Origin of the sequence: Thalassobaculum sp. (assembly GCF_040219215.1) — a bacterium.
In the GTDB taxonomy this organism is placed as follows: Bacteria; Pseudomonadota; Alphaproteobacteria; order Thalassobaculales; family Thalassobaculaceae; genus Thalassobaculum_A.
Map to the genome: position 1 here is coordinate 65,507 of NZ_JAVJSX010000013.1, position 14,891 is coordinate 80,397.

The window sequence follows — 14,891 nt, forward strand, 5'->3', positions numbered from 1 at the left end:
GTCCAAGACGGCGTCCCCGGTTCGGGACACCTCGCGGACGCGGCTGCCGCGCTATCAACAGGGCGGAACGCTAGCGATGACCGCTGACTGATCGGGCTATCGGAACAACCGGGCGATTGCCTGACGGACATCGTGGCGCTTCAGGTACTGCCACGTGTGGCGGCTGTGCCAGGTGAGTGGCCCCGCCCGGTCCCCGTAGGTGGCGCGCATCCGGTGCCAGGCGAACGCCGCGCGGAGATTTCCGACCAGAATGAACACACTCTCGAGTGCGGGCAGGTGCAGTTGCAGCAGGCACCGCTGGGCATGACGCTGTCCGGCTGATCCCGGGGCTCGGTCCAATGGCCAGGGCAACCCGAACAGCTCTTCGGCCAGCACCAGATAACTGTCGAGCGCTGGGATCAGGCGATGTTCCTGCAGGAGCCGATCGATCGCCGACCAATCAATATCCGATCGGCACAAAGTGACGATCGTCGCGAAATCGTGCAACTGGCCCAGTGACACATGGTCTCGATAGAAGTTGCCGAGATGATGGGTCTGGGCGTGCAGCAGCGTATGCAGGACCCGATGCGTGGCACTCGGTAGCAGGAGCGTGGCGTTCTGCACGATCATCGCCCTGGCCTCGGCGAACACCGGGGCGGCGGGAAGGATGTACTGCTGGTCGATCAGCTCCAGGTGGAGATCGACCGCGGCCGGGTCGCCGGGGCGCTTGAACTCCCCGACGGCGTGGTGTCCCTCGGGGTAACGGTCTGCGATGTGGTAGCCCAGGGAGTTGAGGACATTCTCCGCGGTTGTCCGCGCGGACATCGGAACGACGATATCGATGTCGGCCATCATCCGGGCGGCCGGATCGCGATCCCGGTCGGCGAACAGTGACAATGCTCCCTTCAGAACGATTGGCCGAATGCCCTGGTGATTCAACGTCGCGATGATCTCGAGGGCTTGGTCCCGGATGATCCTGTTGCGGGCGTCGTTGCTGTGGTGGAGGAGCTCGAGGTAGCTGTGCGCGTCGTCCGGAACGACCGTCAGGAGTCCGGCTTCACGCAGTGCCGATCCCAGGGCGGGCGCCAGCCGATGCTCGTTGGCCAATCCGATCACCGGTATCCAAGCGTCGGAGTCCAGCGATGCGAGGATAGAGCCGCGGCGGTCCGGAGCGAGATGCAATCCGTCGAGCAGGGCACGCAGCGCCGCGCCACGCCTGGTCGCCAGCCCGAGCATCAGCCCAGCTTTTGAAACAGGCGGACGCTGTCGGCCAGCGATGCGTACCGCATCTCAAAGCAACCGATCCCGGTGATCCACTGGATGAGCCGTTCCATCAGCTCAGGACCCAGCGGGCGGTCCAGAAAGTAGGTGCACTTCATCAGGCGGGTCAGCGCTGTCGCCGGAGCGAGTTCCTCGACAGTGCCGCGGCCGGCACTGGCGTCGTAGCGCGGGAACACGATCCGGCGGACCGGAAAGCGGTCGCTGTCCAGAGGATGCCTTATCCTGGGCAGATAGCGGACGGCCCGGCCGTCGGGCCGGAGGTTTACCGGACTCTGCAGCAACTCGGGGAAGGCGTCCGACAGGATCGGCCACGACCCGGCCTTGACGCACAGGGCGCCGCACAACGGCCGGGCCTCCAGGGTGTCGTCGCTGAGCAGGACCGTGTCGTCGCAAAGGGCCCGCCAACCGGCAGCCGAAAGCCCGGACACCAGGGTGCTTTTGCCGGCGCCTGCCTCTCCTGCCAGCAGGACGCAGCCGTCGCCGACGCTGATGGCGCCGGCGTGGATTGCGCACAACGCGGAGGCTTGGTGAACCGCGGCGTGCGCCACGATCGTGTGCACGAGGGGAGCGACTTCGTCGATGTGATCGCATCGCGCCTGGCCAACGCCGACCCGTGACACCGTGAACCCTCCATCATCACGGGCAACCACCAGCACGGCATCCGGCCGGGCAACCGGCGCCGTCTGCAGGTGACGAATGACGGGTTCGACGGTCTCGCGAAGGGGTGGGTCGCCGAACGCGACGGCGAAGGTGGTATCCAGCAGCCGATACGCGGCTTCGCTTGACGGCACGATCGTGGGCACTGCCGCGGCAGGCGCCTCGTTGTGCGACTCCACCGGCTCGCGATGGGCGCCGGACGGGTCGGCAGCCGGAACGTCGAAAAGCCCTGCGTTACGCCAGTTCTCCACGGCTTCGTCGATGCAGATCGCGGCCTGTCCGGCCGGCAGCCCGGTTCTTTGTTGCAATTCGGACAGAACCTCGGCGCGGGAGCCGAACTCGGCAAGGCAGCACCAGACCAGCGTGGCCGACGGTGTCGCCGAGAACAGCAACTGCCGATGCGAATCCAGCAGCAACCCCTGACCGTCCATGAAGTGCAGGCTGACGTGATCCGGCAGCCTGGGGAGGGCGCGGTTAACGGTCTCGCTCTCGGTTACCTGGGACATGGTTCTACTCGTCCGCCGCCGTGTCGCTCGAACTACACGTCGGAAAACCACCAAAATTGGCAGAAGTTCCCGATTGGCGGACGCGCTCTTTTCAATCCTATCGGAGAAGCCGCGTTGGAGGACGGTGCAGGTTCACCGCAGGTCGAACAAGCGACCCCATCCTCGGATCACGGAGGGATCGCGGCCGGCGGCGCGGATCGCGCCCCAGAGCGCAACCGACACGCTGTCCAGCAGCGTGATCCCCAGCTCGGCTTCGAGGGGCGTCGCGAGCCGGGCCCCGCGCAGGTTGGTGCACAGCACCACGACGACGGTCGCTCCGTCGGCCGCCACCTCACGGATCATTCGCTCGATGGTCGCCTCGGTGACTTCGGCGAACGCGAAGTTCTCGGTAATGTCCAGGCGACGGTCGCTTCGGCAGGGATGGCCGGCGTCGGCGAAGTTCGTGCGGACCCGAGCCTGCACGTCCTCGATATACGGTGTCACCAGCCCGAAGCCGTCCGCATCGAGAAGTTCGAGCGCCTCGAAGGTGGCGCGCACCGCAGTGGTGGCGGGCAGGCTCGTTGCCTGCTCGATAGCATCCACCATCACCCGGTCCTGTTCCGGGCCGAGCCAGCCGGACGAGGTTCCGTTCCAGCAGATCGAGCCGGCCTTGGTTTCGGCCAGTAGCCGGGCTGCCTCGAGCATCGGTGCGGTGTCGAACTGCCCGACCGATCCGCTGCCCATCGAGATTTGGGTGACCCGGATTCGGGCTGCATGGGCGGTTATGTCGGGCGTATCGGCCAGCATGGCCGCCGTCATCGGCTCCAGAACCGTGTTGGACGACGGCGTGATCATGCCGAGCCGCAGGGTCGGGATGGTCATGTCTCTACTCCTTAGCCGGGTAGGCGACGGTTACCAGCCCAGAGCATAGGTCGGTCGACGGTGATCCGAGGCTGCGATCATGGAACCGCCGGGGCCGGGCACGATCGCGCAGATCGATCCGGCGAGATGCGTGCGCTCGGGCCAAGGGCTCATCTGGTGCCCGAGTGCCTGAAGGCCGGCAACGCTCTCCTCGGCGATCCTCGACTCGGCCTTGACCATTCCCGGGTACGCCGGGTGCGGCTCGAAGGTGTCCGGCTGGCTGTAGGTCGCAACCCGCGGCTGTTCGACGGCAACCTGTGGGTGCTGCTTGAACACCAGCAGGTTCAGCAGGAACTGGGTCATGGCCTGGATCTGGACATCACCGCCGGGGGTGCCGAACGGCATTGCCCGGCCGTCCGGACTGATCCACATCGCCGGATTGGGGGTGAGCCGGGGCCTTTTGCCGGGCGCGACGCCGCTTGGGTGGCGCGGGTCGCCCCAACTGGCCGAACCGCGTGACGACGGAACAAAACCGGTGCCGGGGATCACCTGGCTTTGGTACGAGACGTCGCTCGGTGTGGCGGAGAATGCGTTGCCCCAACGATCAACCGTGCAGACATAGGACGTGTCCGGCGGCGGTGGCGGATCGCCGGCCCCGACAAGGGCGGGTTCGCGGGCGACGGCACGCTGGAGGCCGGGGGGCGGCAGGTCCGGATAGGCGCGGTCGCGGCGCAGCATGGCGCGGCGCTCGTCCGCGTAGGCCGTGCTAATCAGGCGGTCGACCGGCACGTCGACGAATCGCGGATCGCCGAACAGGTGCTCGCGGTCGGCGAAGGCCAGCTTGATGCTCTCGATGACCAGATGCAGGTGCTCTGGGCCGTTGTGGGTCAGGCCGCCGAGGTCGAACCCCTTCAGCAGGTTGATGACCTGGATCAAGGTCGGGCCCTGGCACCAGACCCCGCAGGCCAGCAACTCGCCGTCGGCAAATCCGGTTGCCACCGGCGAGTCGATCGAGACTTGGTAGTCGGTCAGGTCGCGTTCGCGCAGCAGGCCGCCGTTGGCTTCGTGAAAGGCGACGATCTGCCGGCCAAGGTCGCCGCGATAGAACGCGTCGCGGGCCGCGTTGAGCCCGGCTTCCCGGCCGCGGTTGGCGGCTGCGGCTTCCTGGTCGGCCATGTACTGCAGGGAACGTCCCAAGTCTTCCTGCCGGAAGATATCGCCGGCCTGCGGCAGCTTGCCGCCGGGCATGTAGATCGCGGTGTTCGAGGGCCAGCGCCGGTACTCCGCCTCATGCTCGGCGATGACACTCGCGGTCAGGCGATGCAGCGGGAAGCCTTCGCGGGCCAGCCGGATCGCGCTGTGCGCGACTTCACCGAACGACATGGTGCCAAATTGCCGCAACGCCTGGATCCAAGCGGCCGGTGCCGCGGGCACGACGGTCCGTAGCAGACCGTGAGGGATCGCGCCGCCGTGCTCGCGCGTGAACAGGTCGGGGTCGAGACCTCGGGGCCAGCCGCCGAGACCATCAATCGTGATGGTTGTCCCGGACGCTGGCCTGATCATGATCGGGGCGACCCCCGCGATGTTCACGAGATCGCTTTGGACGACGCCCAGCGCCAGGCCGCCGGCCACTCCCGCATCAATCGCGTTGCCGCCGGCCTCCAGCACCATGAACGCGGCATGAGCGGCGAGATAGTGACCCGCGACCGCCATGTGTCGGGTGCCTGCGACCTCGGTCTTCCAGGGTTCCATCATGACGAGAGTGCTCCGTGGATTTATGCCGGGCGGCGCGGTTGGGCCGGCTCATCCTGCCGCGAAAGAAGGCATTCGGTGAAGGCATTTGTTGAATGGGCAGTCACATTGACGGCACGGATTTTTTGACCTTTGCTTCGCGGGTCGCGGCTGATGGTCGAGGAGACCGAACGTGGTCCAAACGCTTTTCCGGAACTTTCAAATGCTCGACCCCGAACGCGATGAGATCGCCGGTGGATTCGAGCTGCTGGTTGAGGGAGAACGGATCCGCGAAGTGTCGGACCGGCCGATCACGTCGCAGGGAGCGACGGTCGTCGATTGCGGCGGTCGCACCCTGATGCCGGGCCTGATCGACAGCCACGTGCACGTGGTGCTGAGCGAGGTGTTCCTGCGCACGCTCGAGAACATGCCGCTGACGCTGATGACCGCGCACGCGATGCGGCAGATGCGCGCCATGCTGGATCGTGGGTTCACCTCGGTGCGCGACACCGGAGGTGCCGACTGGGGGCTGAAGGCAGCGGTCGACCAGAAACTGGTCGCCGGTCCCCGGTTGTTCATCGCCGGCAAGGCGATCGGTCCGACCGGCGGTCACAGCGATGGCCGGCGACGCACGGATACCGGCCCCAGCTGCAATTGCTGCAACGCGCTGGTGTTCTCCATGTGCATCGCGGACGGTCCCGACGAAGTGCGCAAGGCGGTCCGTGAGGAGATGCGCCAGGGCTGCGATCACGTGAAGATCATGATGTCTGGCGGTGTGGCGTCGCCCTACGACCCGATCGACAGCCTGCAGTTCTCGCTCGGCGAAGTCGGGGCTGCGGTGGAGGAGGCGCACGCTTTCGGCCGTTACGTGTGCGCCCATGCCTACACGCCGGAGACCATCACCCGTGCCGCCAAAGCCGGCGTGCGGACCATCGAGCACGGCAATCTGATCGACGACGCTTCGGCCAAGCTGATGGCCGAGAACGACATGTTCCTGATTGCCAATCTGGTCGCCTACTACGCCATGCGCGAACGTGCCGCCGATCTCGGCATGCTTCCGGAAATGCTGGAGAAGAACGAACTGGTGATTGACGGCGGCCTGCGGTCGTTGGAGATCTGCAAGCGCGCCGGCGTACCGGTTGCCTACGGCACGGACCTGCTGGGCCAACTCCAGGTCGACCAGACCCGTGAGTTCGAGATCCGGTCCCAGGTCCTGTCGCCGATCGAAATCATACGGTCCGCCACTTTGGTCGGAGCACAGGTGCTGCGTCGAGAAGGCCAGCTTGGCTGCCTGCGGCCGGGCGCCTACGCCGACCTGCTTGTAATCGAGGGCAACCCTCTCAAGGACCTCAGCATCTTCAACAAGCCGGAAACCAACCTTGCCGCCATCGTCAAGGGCGGAAGCTTCCACAAGAACACGCTGCACTGACGCCCGCCGCCTGCTTCGCCGGTCCCATTCCTGCGGTCACCGGCCGACCACGACGCAAGACCGAGGACGATATCTGAATGGTCCAGACCGGTGCTTTCCTGTTCCGCAACCTGCGCCTGCTGGACCCGCGTTTCGACGAGGCGCGGGGCGGTTATGAAGTGCTGGTCGAAGGCGGTCGCATCCGCGAGGTGGCCGACGGTCCGCTTTCGTCCGACTCCGCCACGGTGATCGACTGCGGCGGCCGGGTGCTGATGCCGGGCCTGATCGACTGCCACGTCCACTGCATGCACAGCGAAGTGTACATGCGGCGCATGGAGGACGTGCCCCTGACTTTGGCGACCGCACGGGCAGCGGTGCGGCTGCGCTCGATGCTGGACCGCGGCTTCACCACCGTGCGCGACACCGGCGGCACGGACTGGGGGGTGAAGGCGGCCGTCGACCAGGGGCTGATCGTCGGACCGCGTCTGTTCATCGCCGGACGCTCGATCGGCCCGACCGGCGGGCATTCCGATGGCCGGGGACGCACCAACTCCGGCTACCCGTGCTACTGCTGCAACGCCTTCGCCAACCTGCGCGAGATGGTTGACGGCGAGGACGCCTTGCGCCGGGTGGTGCGCGAGCAGATGCGTCAGGGCTGCGACCACGTGAAGATCATGGTGTCTGGCGGCGTCGCATCGCCGTTCGATCCGCTGGAATCCCTGCAGTTCTCGATCGGTGAAATTCGGACCGCGGTCGAGGAGGCCGAGGCGTTCGGACGCTATGTCTGCGCCCACGCCTACTCGGCCGAGGCGATCGACCGGGCGGTCTCCAACGGCGTGCGTACCATCGAGCATGGCAACCTGATCGACGATGCCCGGGCCGAGTTGATGGCCCGCGAAGGCGCGTATCTGGTCGCGAATCTGGTCGCCTACGTGGCGATGAAGGAGCGGGCCTCCCAGTACGGCATGCCGGCCGAGATGCTGGAGAAGAACGACCTGGTCCTGGACGGTGGATACCGCTCTCTGGAAATCTGCAAGCGCGCCGGGGTGAAGGTCGGTTATGGTTCCGATTTGCTGGGGGCGCTGCTGGAAGACCAGAGTCGCGAGTTCTCGATCCGCACCGAGGTGGTGTCGCCTCTGGAGGTGATCCGCTCGGCCACCACGATTGCGGCCGAAGTGGTCCGCCGCCCCGGGCAGTTGGGCGTGGTCGAGCCGGAGGCCTGGGCTGACCTGATCGTGGTCGACGATGATCCGTTGTCGAACATCGCGCTGCTGGAGGGGCAGGGAGCTCATCTGGCGGCGATCATGAAGGGTGGCGCCTTCCACAAGAACCGGTTGGCGTGAGGCGTATGGGCAGGATGCGATGAGGGGGGCACTCGCTATCGACAGTCGGACACTTGGCCGGTGGGCGCTGCTGACCGCGGCAACGCTGACCATGCTCTACATCCTGGCACCCTTGATCTCGGTCACCTGGCTGTCGTTCTACGAGCAGGAGATCCCGTCCTTTCCGCCCGAGGGCTATTCGTTGCGGTGGTACAAGCTGATCACCGGCAACGCGCGCTTCGTCGATGGACTGCTGCTCAGCGTCCAGCTTGGCGTGAGTGCCACGGCTATCGGCCTGCTCGTCGGCGTGCCGGCGGCGCTTTGCCTGTCGCGCTTCCGGTTTCCCGGCCGCGAAGCGCTGAACAACCTGCTGCTGCTGCCGTTGATGGTCCCCGGCGTCGTCCTTGGCACGGCCCTGTACGTCTTCCACGTCGAGGCGGAGATCGCCACCGGCGGCCGCTTTGCGATCCTCGGATCGACTTTGGGCCTGCTGTCCGGCCACGTGCTGGTGGTGATCCCGTGGGTGGTGCGGCTGGTCCTGGCCAGCCTCGCCGGGTTCGATCGGACGCTTGAGGAGGCGGCGCAGAATCTCGGCGCCGATCGCTGGACGACGTTCCGCCGGATCACGCTGCCGGGGATCCTGCCGGGTGTGGTCGCGGGTGCAATGTTTGGGTTCGTGGCCTCGTTCGGGAACCTGGAGATGAGCCTGTTCCTGGTCGGACCGGGCCGGACGACCCTGCCGATCGCCATCCTGCAGTACCTGGAATGGAAGATCGATCCGTCAATCGCGGCCGTGTCGGTCGTCCAGATCGTGCTGATCGGAACGGCCATGCTGGTCACCGATCGCTTCGTCAAAATCAGTCGAGTGGTGTGAGGAAGCGATGGCCCGCCTAGAATTGAACCAGCTGTCCAAGCGCTACGGCGATTTCTTTGCCGCCCGCGACGTCACCCTGGATGTCGCCGATGGCGAGTTCCTGGTGCTGCTTGGCCCGTCGGGTTGCGGCAAGACCACGACGCTGCGGATGATTGCCGGATTCGTCGAACCGACCTCCGGCGCGGTGCGGATCGGCGACAACGACGTCACGCAGTTGCCGGCCTGGAAGCGGAACACCGGTCTGGTGTTCCAGAGCTATGCGCTGTTCCCGCACCTGACGGTGGCGCAAAACGTCGCCTTCGGCCTGGAGATGCGCAAGGCGCCGAAGCCCGAGATCACCCAGCGGGTGGGCGAGGCGCTGGAACTGGTTCGGCTCGGTCATCTCGGCGACCGGTTGCCACGGCAGTTGTCGGGCGGACAGCAGCAGCGGGTGGCGCTGGCACGGGCGCTGGCGTTCCAGCCCGACGTATTGCTGCTGGACGAGCCCCTGTCGAACCTGGATGCGAAGTTGCGCCAGGAAGTGCGGGTCGAGATCCGCAAGCTGCAGCAGTCGCTGAACCTGACCACGGTGATGGTGACCCACGACCAGGAGGAGGCCCTCACCATGGCCGACCGCCTCGTGGTCATGAGCGAGGGCGCGGTGCGGCAGGTCGGCAGCCAGCGTGACTTGTACGAACGGCCGGCAGACCGGTTCGTCGCCGGGTTTGTGGGACGCAGCAGTTTCCTGAGTGGCTCGTTGGAGACCCCGGAACGCTTCCGAAGCGCGGGTGGGATCGCTGTTGCCTGCCGTCCTTCGACGGTTGCAACCGGGCCTGCCACCCTGGCGCTTCGCCCCGAGCGGGTGACGGTGACGCCCGAGGTTGCCAGCGACGTCGAGAACGGCTTCATCGGCGAGGTCGAGTTCGTGTCGTACCTGGGCGGCCTGATCGATCTTCACGTCCGTCTGTCGCCGAGCGACGTGGTCATCGCACAGATCCCGAACCGAGAGGATGGGTTCATGCCGAGGACGGGTGACAAAGTGCATGTGGGTTGGACGGTGGCTTCGGCCTCTGTCTTCCCGGGGAGCGGCGACGACGCCGACTCCGCGGATCTTTAGTCGGAGCAGCTCTGCCGGCTGAAGGACGTTGGAACAATCGGTGAGCCAACAGGACAGGGAGTGCCAAAAATGAAAACGAGCAAGCAACGGTCCGGGGTATCGCGTCGGACGTTGATACAGGGTGCGGCGGCGATCGCGGGAACGGCGGCACTAGGCCGCACAGGCGATGCGCTCGCGCAATCCAAGGGCAAGATCGTCGTCGGTACCTGGGGTGGTGACTACGCACGGCTGCTCAACAAGAACATCGAGCAGCCGCATCTGATCGCGAACGGTTGGGAAGTCGTCCAGGACCAGGCTGGCGACCCGCAGCGCCGCGCCAAGATGCTCGCCGAGCGTCGCCTGCCGCGTGGCACCAGCGACGTGCAGGGCCTGTCCGCCCTCAACATGTATCAGATGTTCGAGGTCGGTCTGACCGACGAGATCGACTACTCGAAGCTGAAGAATGCGAAGAACCTGCTGCCGTCGATGAAGTACAAGTACGGCATCGGCCACATCTATTCCGGCAAGGTGGCGGTCTACAATCCGAACGTCCTCAAGACCGCGCCGACCAGCTACAAGGATGTGTTCGATCCGAAGCACGGCAACAACCTCGGCATCATCGACATCCAGTACCAGTACACGCTGGTGGCGGCCGCCCTGGCGGCTGGTGGCGGTGTCACCGACATGGACGGTGCCAAGAAGCTGCTGCTAGAGGTCCGCAAGGCCGGGGCCCGCATCTACCCGACCAACGAGGCGTTCGCGCAGGGCCTGAAGGCCGATGAATTCGGTGTGGGCGTCATGTGGAAGGCCCGCACGGTGCAGTGGCAGGATGCCGGGATCAATGTGAAATCGGTCACCCCGGCCGAGGGCGCGCTGGCCTACACGTCGGGCTTCGTGATTCCGAAGAACGCGCCGAACAAGGAAGGCTCCTACGCCTATCTGGACGCCATGATGGAGAAGTCAGCCCAGGAGGCCTTCGCCGTCGACATGGGCTACAACCCGACCGTGACCAACGCGGTCGTGGCGCCGGAGCGCAATGAGCGGATCGGCTTCACCCAGGAGCAGATCGCGAAGCTCGTGGACATGGATTTCGGCTTCATGACCGACCATGACGTCGAGTTGAAGGAATGGTGGGACAAGGACTTCAAGACCTGAACGACGCCTAGGGCCCAGCCTGTCCGCCTCGGTCCGCTCCCGCGTCGCGGGGGCGGAACGGGCGGGCGGCAGCTTTTCTGAGGAACGAGGAAGATCCTGATGGCAGCAGCGGCCACTAACGCGGTCAGCGTAGAAGAGCGTGGCGGTTCACGGCTCTCGGCGGCGGCGCTGATCGGCCCGGCGACGTTTATCGTTGCCGCTGGCCTGCTGATCCCGATCGTCATCTTGTTCCGCTACAGCCTGAACAAGTTCGTACCCCGGCTGATGATGGTCGATGCGCTGACCATCGAGAGCTATGTCAAGTTCTTCACCGATGCCTTCTACCTGGGGGTGTTCTTCACGACCGTGAAGGTCGCGATGATCTGCACCATCGCCTGCCTGGTGCTCGGGTTTCCGTTGGCTTATGCACTGGCGCGTACCCGGACCCGGTACAAGAACATCCTGATCATGCTGGTTGTCCTGCCGCTGTTCGTCGGCAACGCGGTCCGAGCCGCCGGATGGATGACGCTGTTCGGCAGCAAGGGAATGATCAATGCCGGCTTGGTCGGTTTCGGCCTGGTCGACGTGCCGGTTCAGATGATGTTCACCGAAGGTGCCGTGATTGTCGGCATCATCGCGGTCAACCTGCCGTTTATGGTGCTGACCCTGCAAAGCGTGATCGAAAGCATCGACCGGGCGGTCGAGGAGGCGGCGTTCAGCCTGGGCGCCGATCCCTGGCACATGTTCTGGCGCGTGCTTTGGCCGCTGGCGCTGCCGGGCATCGTTGCCGGCATCATCCTGACCTTCATCCTGGGGATGAACGCCTACGCGACGCCGGTCCTGCTTGGTGGGCCTGAGTTCAAGATGATGGCGCCGCTGGTGTTCGGACAGATGCAGCTTGGCAACTGGCCGTTCGGTGCTGCGGTTTCGTTCATCCTGATGACCACGACCCTGGTGCTGACGGCGATCGCCGGCTACCGGCTGCAGAAGCGATACCGCCGTTAGTCAGCCTTTCGGCACGCAGCCGTTCAATAGTTCCGTAAGGGCATCCGCATCGAGGCTGCCGGCCCGGGCAATCGCCACCAGCGAGCTGATCGCCGGTGGCGAACCGCTTTCAACTTCGATCGTGTATCGGCGCCCGACCATCTGGAACACTGCGCGTTCGGCCCGACGATCGCTGAACACGATCACGCCCTTGGCGCGCAGCAGCGCGGCCGGTAGCCGACGCACGACCGATCGGAATGCCTCGCGATCCAATGGGGCCGAGCTCTGCCAGGACCACGCCTGGAATTCGTCGCCGTGGTCGTGGTGATGATGTCCCTCGTGGCCGTGCCCGTGCTCGTGGTCATGCCGGTCGTGATGTCCGTGAGCGGCCGTCTTTGCCGGGCGGTCGTCTGTCCGGCCAAACAGGATTTCCGGCGATACTTCAGCGAACTGTGTTGGCAGGAACCGGGTGTTCGGTACCGGGCCGCGCAAGGTGGCGGTGACGGTCGCCAGATCCTCCGGCGTGGCAATGTCGCACTTGTTGAGGATCACCATGTCGGATGATGACGCCTGCTCGATCGCCAACTCGGTCGAGGCGTAGTCCAATTCGCGGAAGCCGGCGGCGTCGATCAGGCAGAATACGCCGTCGAGGGTGACACGTTCGGCGAGCGACGGGTCGAGCAGGGCGTCGGCCACTGCGATCGGCCGGGATACGCCGCTGGTCTCGATCAGCAGATGGTCGGGGGGCGGATCGAGCGCAACCAGCTGGCCGATGGCCTCGACCAGATCGTCCTTGATGGTGCAGCAGATGCAGCCATTGGCGAGCGATATCTGGTCGGCCCCGGTTTCGACCACCAACTCGGCGTCGATGTTGATGGCACCGAAATCGTTGACCAGCACGCCATAGCGGACGCCGCGGGGGTTGGACAGGATGCGCCGCAGCAGCGTCGTCTTGCCGGCACCCAGGAAACCGGCCAGAACGGTGACCGGCAGCTTGTCCGATGTTTCGGCGACGGCGGTCATTGCTGAGCCCCGGGCTCGCTCGGCAGCCTGACAACGTGGCGGCAGCGTCCCCATCCGGCGGCGTCGGCGACGGCGCGTTCCACGTCCTCCTCCAGCATCAGCCCGTCTCGGACCAGCGCTTCGGCAGCGTGCCGGATCGCGTCGATGTAAGCTGCGGCGTTTGGGTAGCGCTCCAGGATCGACTGCCGAGGGTCGCCGGTCTGCGCGCGTTCGTCCTCGGTTTCCGGCAACGGGATGTAGCTGCCGGTGATGCCCACCATCGCGCCGCGCCCCAGCTCGGGTCGGCGCAGGTTCCAGCCGACATAGGTGCCGAGCGGGGCGGCGACCATCGGTGCCCGCACCCCGGCCCAGTCGTTGCCGTCGGCATCGCCTGCCGGAACCAGGATCGGATACTCCTCATTGCCGATCACCTTCGGCGGCTCCTCGGTCAAGCCGCGGTCGACGTCGGGGCCGAAGTCCAGCCGTTCGAGCCGGCTTGGTCCACGCGGGAGGGCGACACCGGGGATCGCCGGGAACCCGGCGCGCCATTCCTCGACCGGCACCAGCGTTCCGTCGCGCCGGGTCGGGGTCCGGCTCGGCGGTGGCGGGGTGCCGTGGGTCGCCCAGCGGTCCAGCGCGTCCAGGTTCGCCCGGAAGAACATCGAGGTGGCGACAGTGTTCTGCAGGTTGGCCGCGATCCCGTGTTCCGGCTTGGTGACCAGCGGCGAGGCGTAGTGCTGCGAGCCGGCCCAGCAATAGACCCGAACGGTTTCCGGCTGCGGCAGGTCCCGGCCTCGGGTGTCAGTGATCACCAGCGAGGCCCGGCGGTGCCAGTACTCCGACGAACTGTCGGTGTGGATGACCAGCGGATCGGTGTCGGGTCGCTTCAGAATCGCGTCTTCCTGGCCGGTCAGGTGGTCGGTGGAGCGGGCGTAGGAGAACGGGAACCGGTCAACCACCGTGTAGTGGTTCTCGTGTTCCTGTCCCGGCAGGACGGTCAGGTGGGCAAAGCGGTGGTTCATCCACATCTTGCCGCCGCCGGCGACGTGTGGGAGCACGCCGTCGAACGTCCGCCGGCCAGCTTCGTCGGCGTTGAAGCCGAGATGGATGAAGTCGCGGATGCACCGGCCGGTCTGCGACCGTCCCCAGGCATAGGCCTTTTCGATCCGTCCGTCGCTCTCGCGCAGGGGGTTCGGATTGCCCTCGGCATCTTGGTCGCCGTGTTTCAGGAAGCTTATGAAATCGCGTACTGCCAAGTGACCAAGGCCCAGCACCCGGGGATCTCGGGCTTCGTAGATCAACTCGTAGATCCAGCCGGTCTCGAAGCCGCGGTGCAGGTACAGGTGAATGTCCGAGGGCACCACGGCCCGGTCGCGTCCGAGCCCGTCGACCGCCGGAGATTCCTCCAACCGGGCAAACGACCATGCGTCGTGGGGGATTGTTTCGCGGGGACTGGCGGCGTAGCGGCGCCGGGTCAACTGCGCCTTCCGGGTGTCCAGAGAGACTGCCGGGTAGCTGCGCGACGGTGCCAGTCCGCTCAATGGCATCACCGACACGCCGGGCGCGTTCACGATGTATTCGTTGCGGACCGTGCCGGTGATCGGCGTCCCGCCGTCGGTGGCGACCGGCACATCGAGCAGCATGCGGCCGTCACCGGGCAGCAGGTCACCCTGCCAGGCGAGCCAGGCGATGGTGTAGCCTCGCCGCATCAAGAAGCCGTTGCCGGCATGCTCCAGGGCGATCGGGCTGCCGGAACCGACGGCGTCGTTGAAGAACTGCAGGGCGCGCTTGTTGCCGCGATTGCCATAGTCGAAGAACACCCGGTTGTTGCCGCGTGCCATTTCGACCGGTTTCAGCAGGCAGAAATCCGCCGTGTACTCGACCAGCCCGTCGCCATTGCGCGGCGCCTTGTCGAGGTCGGTGATCGTCGGGTGCTTGCCATCGACCGGGTCAGCCCAGAACCGGACCCGGCCCGTCAGCCGCTCGTAGGCTCCTGTGTCGCCGAAGGCATGGCCGTCGGCGAATGTGCGACGGTCGTCGATCGACAGGGCAAGACGCGCGTTCATGACGGGTCGTCCTAGCAGTGGTGAGGCAGGGG

The 14,891-nt window shown here is 65.9% G+C and carries 12 protein-coding genes; 6 read left to right on the forward strand and 6 right to left on the reverse strand.

The window, feature by feature from the left end; genetic code table 11:
- Window positions 1-96 precede the first annotated feature (96 nt).
- From RIC54_RS12275 to RIC54_RS12290, 4 genes are all read right to left on the reverse strand, one after another.
- Window positions 97-1,215 (reverse strand): nucleotidyltransferase domain-containing protein, encoded by a 1,119-nt coding sequence (locus tag RIC54_RS12275; protein ID WP_350097465.1) that lies wholly within the window; start codon window positions 1,213-1,215, stop codon window positions 97-99.
- Complete coding sequence (locus RIC54_RS12280; protein WP_350097467.1) at window positions 1,215-2,423, reverse strand: hypothetical protein; 1,209 nt, start codon at window positions 2,421-2,423, stop codon at window positions 1,215-1,217. The genes RIC54_RS12275 and RIC54_RS12280 overlap by 1 nt, the downstream gene beginning before the upstream one ends.
- Window positions 2,424-2,555: 132 nt before the next feature.
- Window positions 2,556-3,284: a maleate cis-trans isomerase family protein gene (locus RIC54_RS12285; protein WP_350097469.1), complete on the reverse strand. Its 729-nt coding sequence runs from the start codon at window positions 3,282-3,284 to the stop codon at window positions 2,556-2,558.
- 30 nt (window positions 3,285-3,314) lie between these two features.
- A complete protein-coding gene (locus RIC54_RS12290; RefSeq protein ID WP_350097471.1) occupies window positions 3,315-5,018 on the reverse strand; it encodes a gamma-glutamyltransferase family protein in 1,704 nt (567 codons plus the stop codon).
- 199 nt (window positions 5,019-5,217) lie between these two features.
- Here RIC54_RS12290 and RIC54_RS12295 point away from each other — a divergent pair, with 199 nt between their 5' ends.
- From RIC54_RS12295 to RIC54_RS12320, 6 genes are all read left to right on the forward strand, one after another.
- Window positions 5,218-6,423, forward strand: coding sequence for a metal-dependent hydrolase family protein (locus RIC54_RS12295; RefSeq protein ID WP_350097473.1), 1,206 nt, complete (start codon window positions 5,218-5,220; stop codon window positions 6,421-6,423).
- A 77-nt stretch (window positions 6,424-6,500) separates the two neighbouring features.
- On the forward strand, window positions 6,501-7,745 hold the full coding sequence (locus RIC54_RS12300) for a metal-dependent hydrolase family protein (protein ID WP_350097475.1): 1,245 nt from the start codon (window positions 6,501-6,503) through the stop codon (window positions 7,743-7,745).
- Window positions 7,746-7,764: 19 nt separating this feature from the next.
- Window positions 7,765-8,598, forward strand: coding sequence for an ABC transporter permease (locus RIC54_RS12305; protein WP_350097477.1), 834 nt, complete (start codon window positions 7,765-7,767; stop codon window positions 8,596-8,598).
- A gap of 7 nt (window positions 8,599-8,605) precedes the next feature.
- Window positions 8,606-9,694: an ABC transporter ATP-binding protein gene (locus RIC54_RS12310; RefSeq protein ID WP_350097479.1), complete on the forward strand. Its 1,089-nt coding sequence runs from the start codon at window positions 8,606-8,608 to the stop codon at window positions 9,692-9,694.
- A 69-nt stretch (window positions 9,695-9,763) separates the two neighbouring features.
- Window positions 9,764-10,828 (forward strand): ABC transporter substrate-binding protein, encoded by a 1,065-nt coding sequence (locus tag RIC54_RS12315; protein WP_350097481.1) that lies wholly within the window; start codon window positions 9,764-9,766, stop codon window positions 10,826-10,828.
- A 99-nt stretch (window positions 10,829-10,927) separates the two neighbouring features.
- Window positions 10,928-11,812 (forward strand): ABC transporter permease, encoded by an 885-nt coding sequence (locus RIC54_RS12320; RefSeq protein ID WP_350097483.1) that lies wholly within the window; start codon window positions 10,928-10,930, stop codon window positions 11,810-11,812.
- Here RIC54_RS12320 and RIC54_RS12325 read toward each other — a convergent pair whose 3' ends face one another.
- Both RIC54_RS12325 and RIC54_RS12330 read right to left on the reverse strand, forming a co-directional pair.
- Complete coding sequence (locus RIC54_RS12325; protein WP_350097485.1) at window positions 11,813-12,814, reverse strand: CobW family GTP-binding protein; 1,002 nt, start codon at window positions 12,812-12,814, stop codon at window positions 11,813-11,815.
- Window positions 12,811-14,859, reverse strand: coding sequence for an alpha/beta hydrolase domain-containing protein (locus RIC54_RS12330; protein ID WP_350097487.1), 2,049 nt, complete (start codon window positions 14,857-14,859; stop codon window positions 12,811-12,813). Before RIC54_RS12330 ends, RIC54_RS12325 begins: the two co-directional genes overlap by 4 nt.
- Window positions 14,860-14,891 lie beyond the last annotated feature (32 nt).

What these genes read in the sequence shown, in the direction of transcription:
- RIC54_RS12275 (WP_350097465.1), bottom strand. Translation starts at nt 1,215, where the DNA reads ATGCTCGGGCTGGCGACCAGGCGTGGCGCGGCGCTGCGTGCCCTGCTC.
- RIC54_RS12280 (WP_350097467.1), bottom strand. Translation starts at nt 2,423, where the DNA reads ATGTCCCAGGTAACCGAGAGCGAGACCGTTAACCGCGCCCTCCCCAGG.
- RIC54_RS12285 (WP_350097469.1), bottom strand. Translation starts at nt 3,284, where the DNA reads ATGACCATCCCGACCCTGCGGCTCGGCATGATCACGCCGTCGTCCAAC.
- RIC54_RS12290 (WP_350097471.1), bottom strand. Translation starts at nt 5,018, where the DNA reads ATGATGGAACCCTGGAAGACCGAGGTCGCAGGCACCCGACACATGGCG.
- RIC54_RS12295 (WP_350097473.1), top strand. Translation starts at nt 5,218, where the DNA reads ATGCTCGACCCCGAACGCGATGAGATCGCCGGTGGATTCGAGCTGCTG.
- RIC54_RS12300 (WP_350097475.1), top strand. Translation starts at nt 6,501, where the DNA reads ATGGTCCAGACCGGTGCTTTCCTGTTCCGCAACCTGCGCCTGCTGGAC.
- RIC54_RS12305 (WP_350097477.1), top strand. Translation starts at nt 7,765, where the DNA reads ATGAGGGGGGCACTCGCTATCGACAGTCGGACACTTGGCCGGTGGGCG.
- RIC54_RS12310 (WP_350097479.1), top strand. Translation starts at nt 8,606, where the DNA reads ATGGCCCGCCTAGAATTGAACCAGCTGTCCAAGCGCTACGGCGATTTC.
- RIC54_RS12315 (WP_350097481.1), top strand. Translation starts at nt 9,764, where the DNA reads ATGAAAACGAGCAAGCAACGGTCCGGGGTATCGCGTCGGACGTTGATA.
- RIC54_RS12320 (WP_350097483.1), top strand. Translation starts at nt 10,928, where the DNA reads ATGGCAGCAGCGGCCACTAACGCGGTCAGCGTAGAAGAGCGTGGCGGT.
- RIC54_RS12325 (WP_350097485.1), bottom strand. Translation starts at nt 12,814, where the DNA reads ATGACCGCCGTCGCCGAAACATCGGACAAGCTGCCGGTCACCGTTCTG.
- RIC54_RS12330 (WP_350097487.1), bottom strand. Translation starts at nt 14,859, where the DNA reads ATGAACGCGCGTCTTGCCCTGTCGATCGACGACCGTCGCACATTCGCC.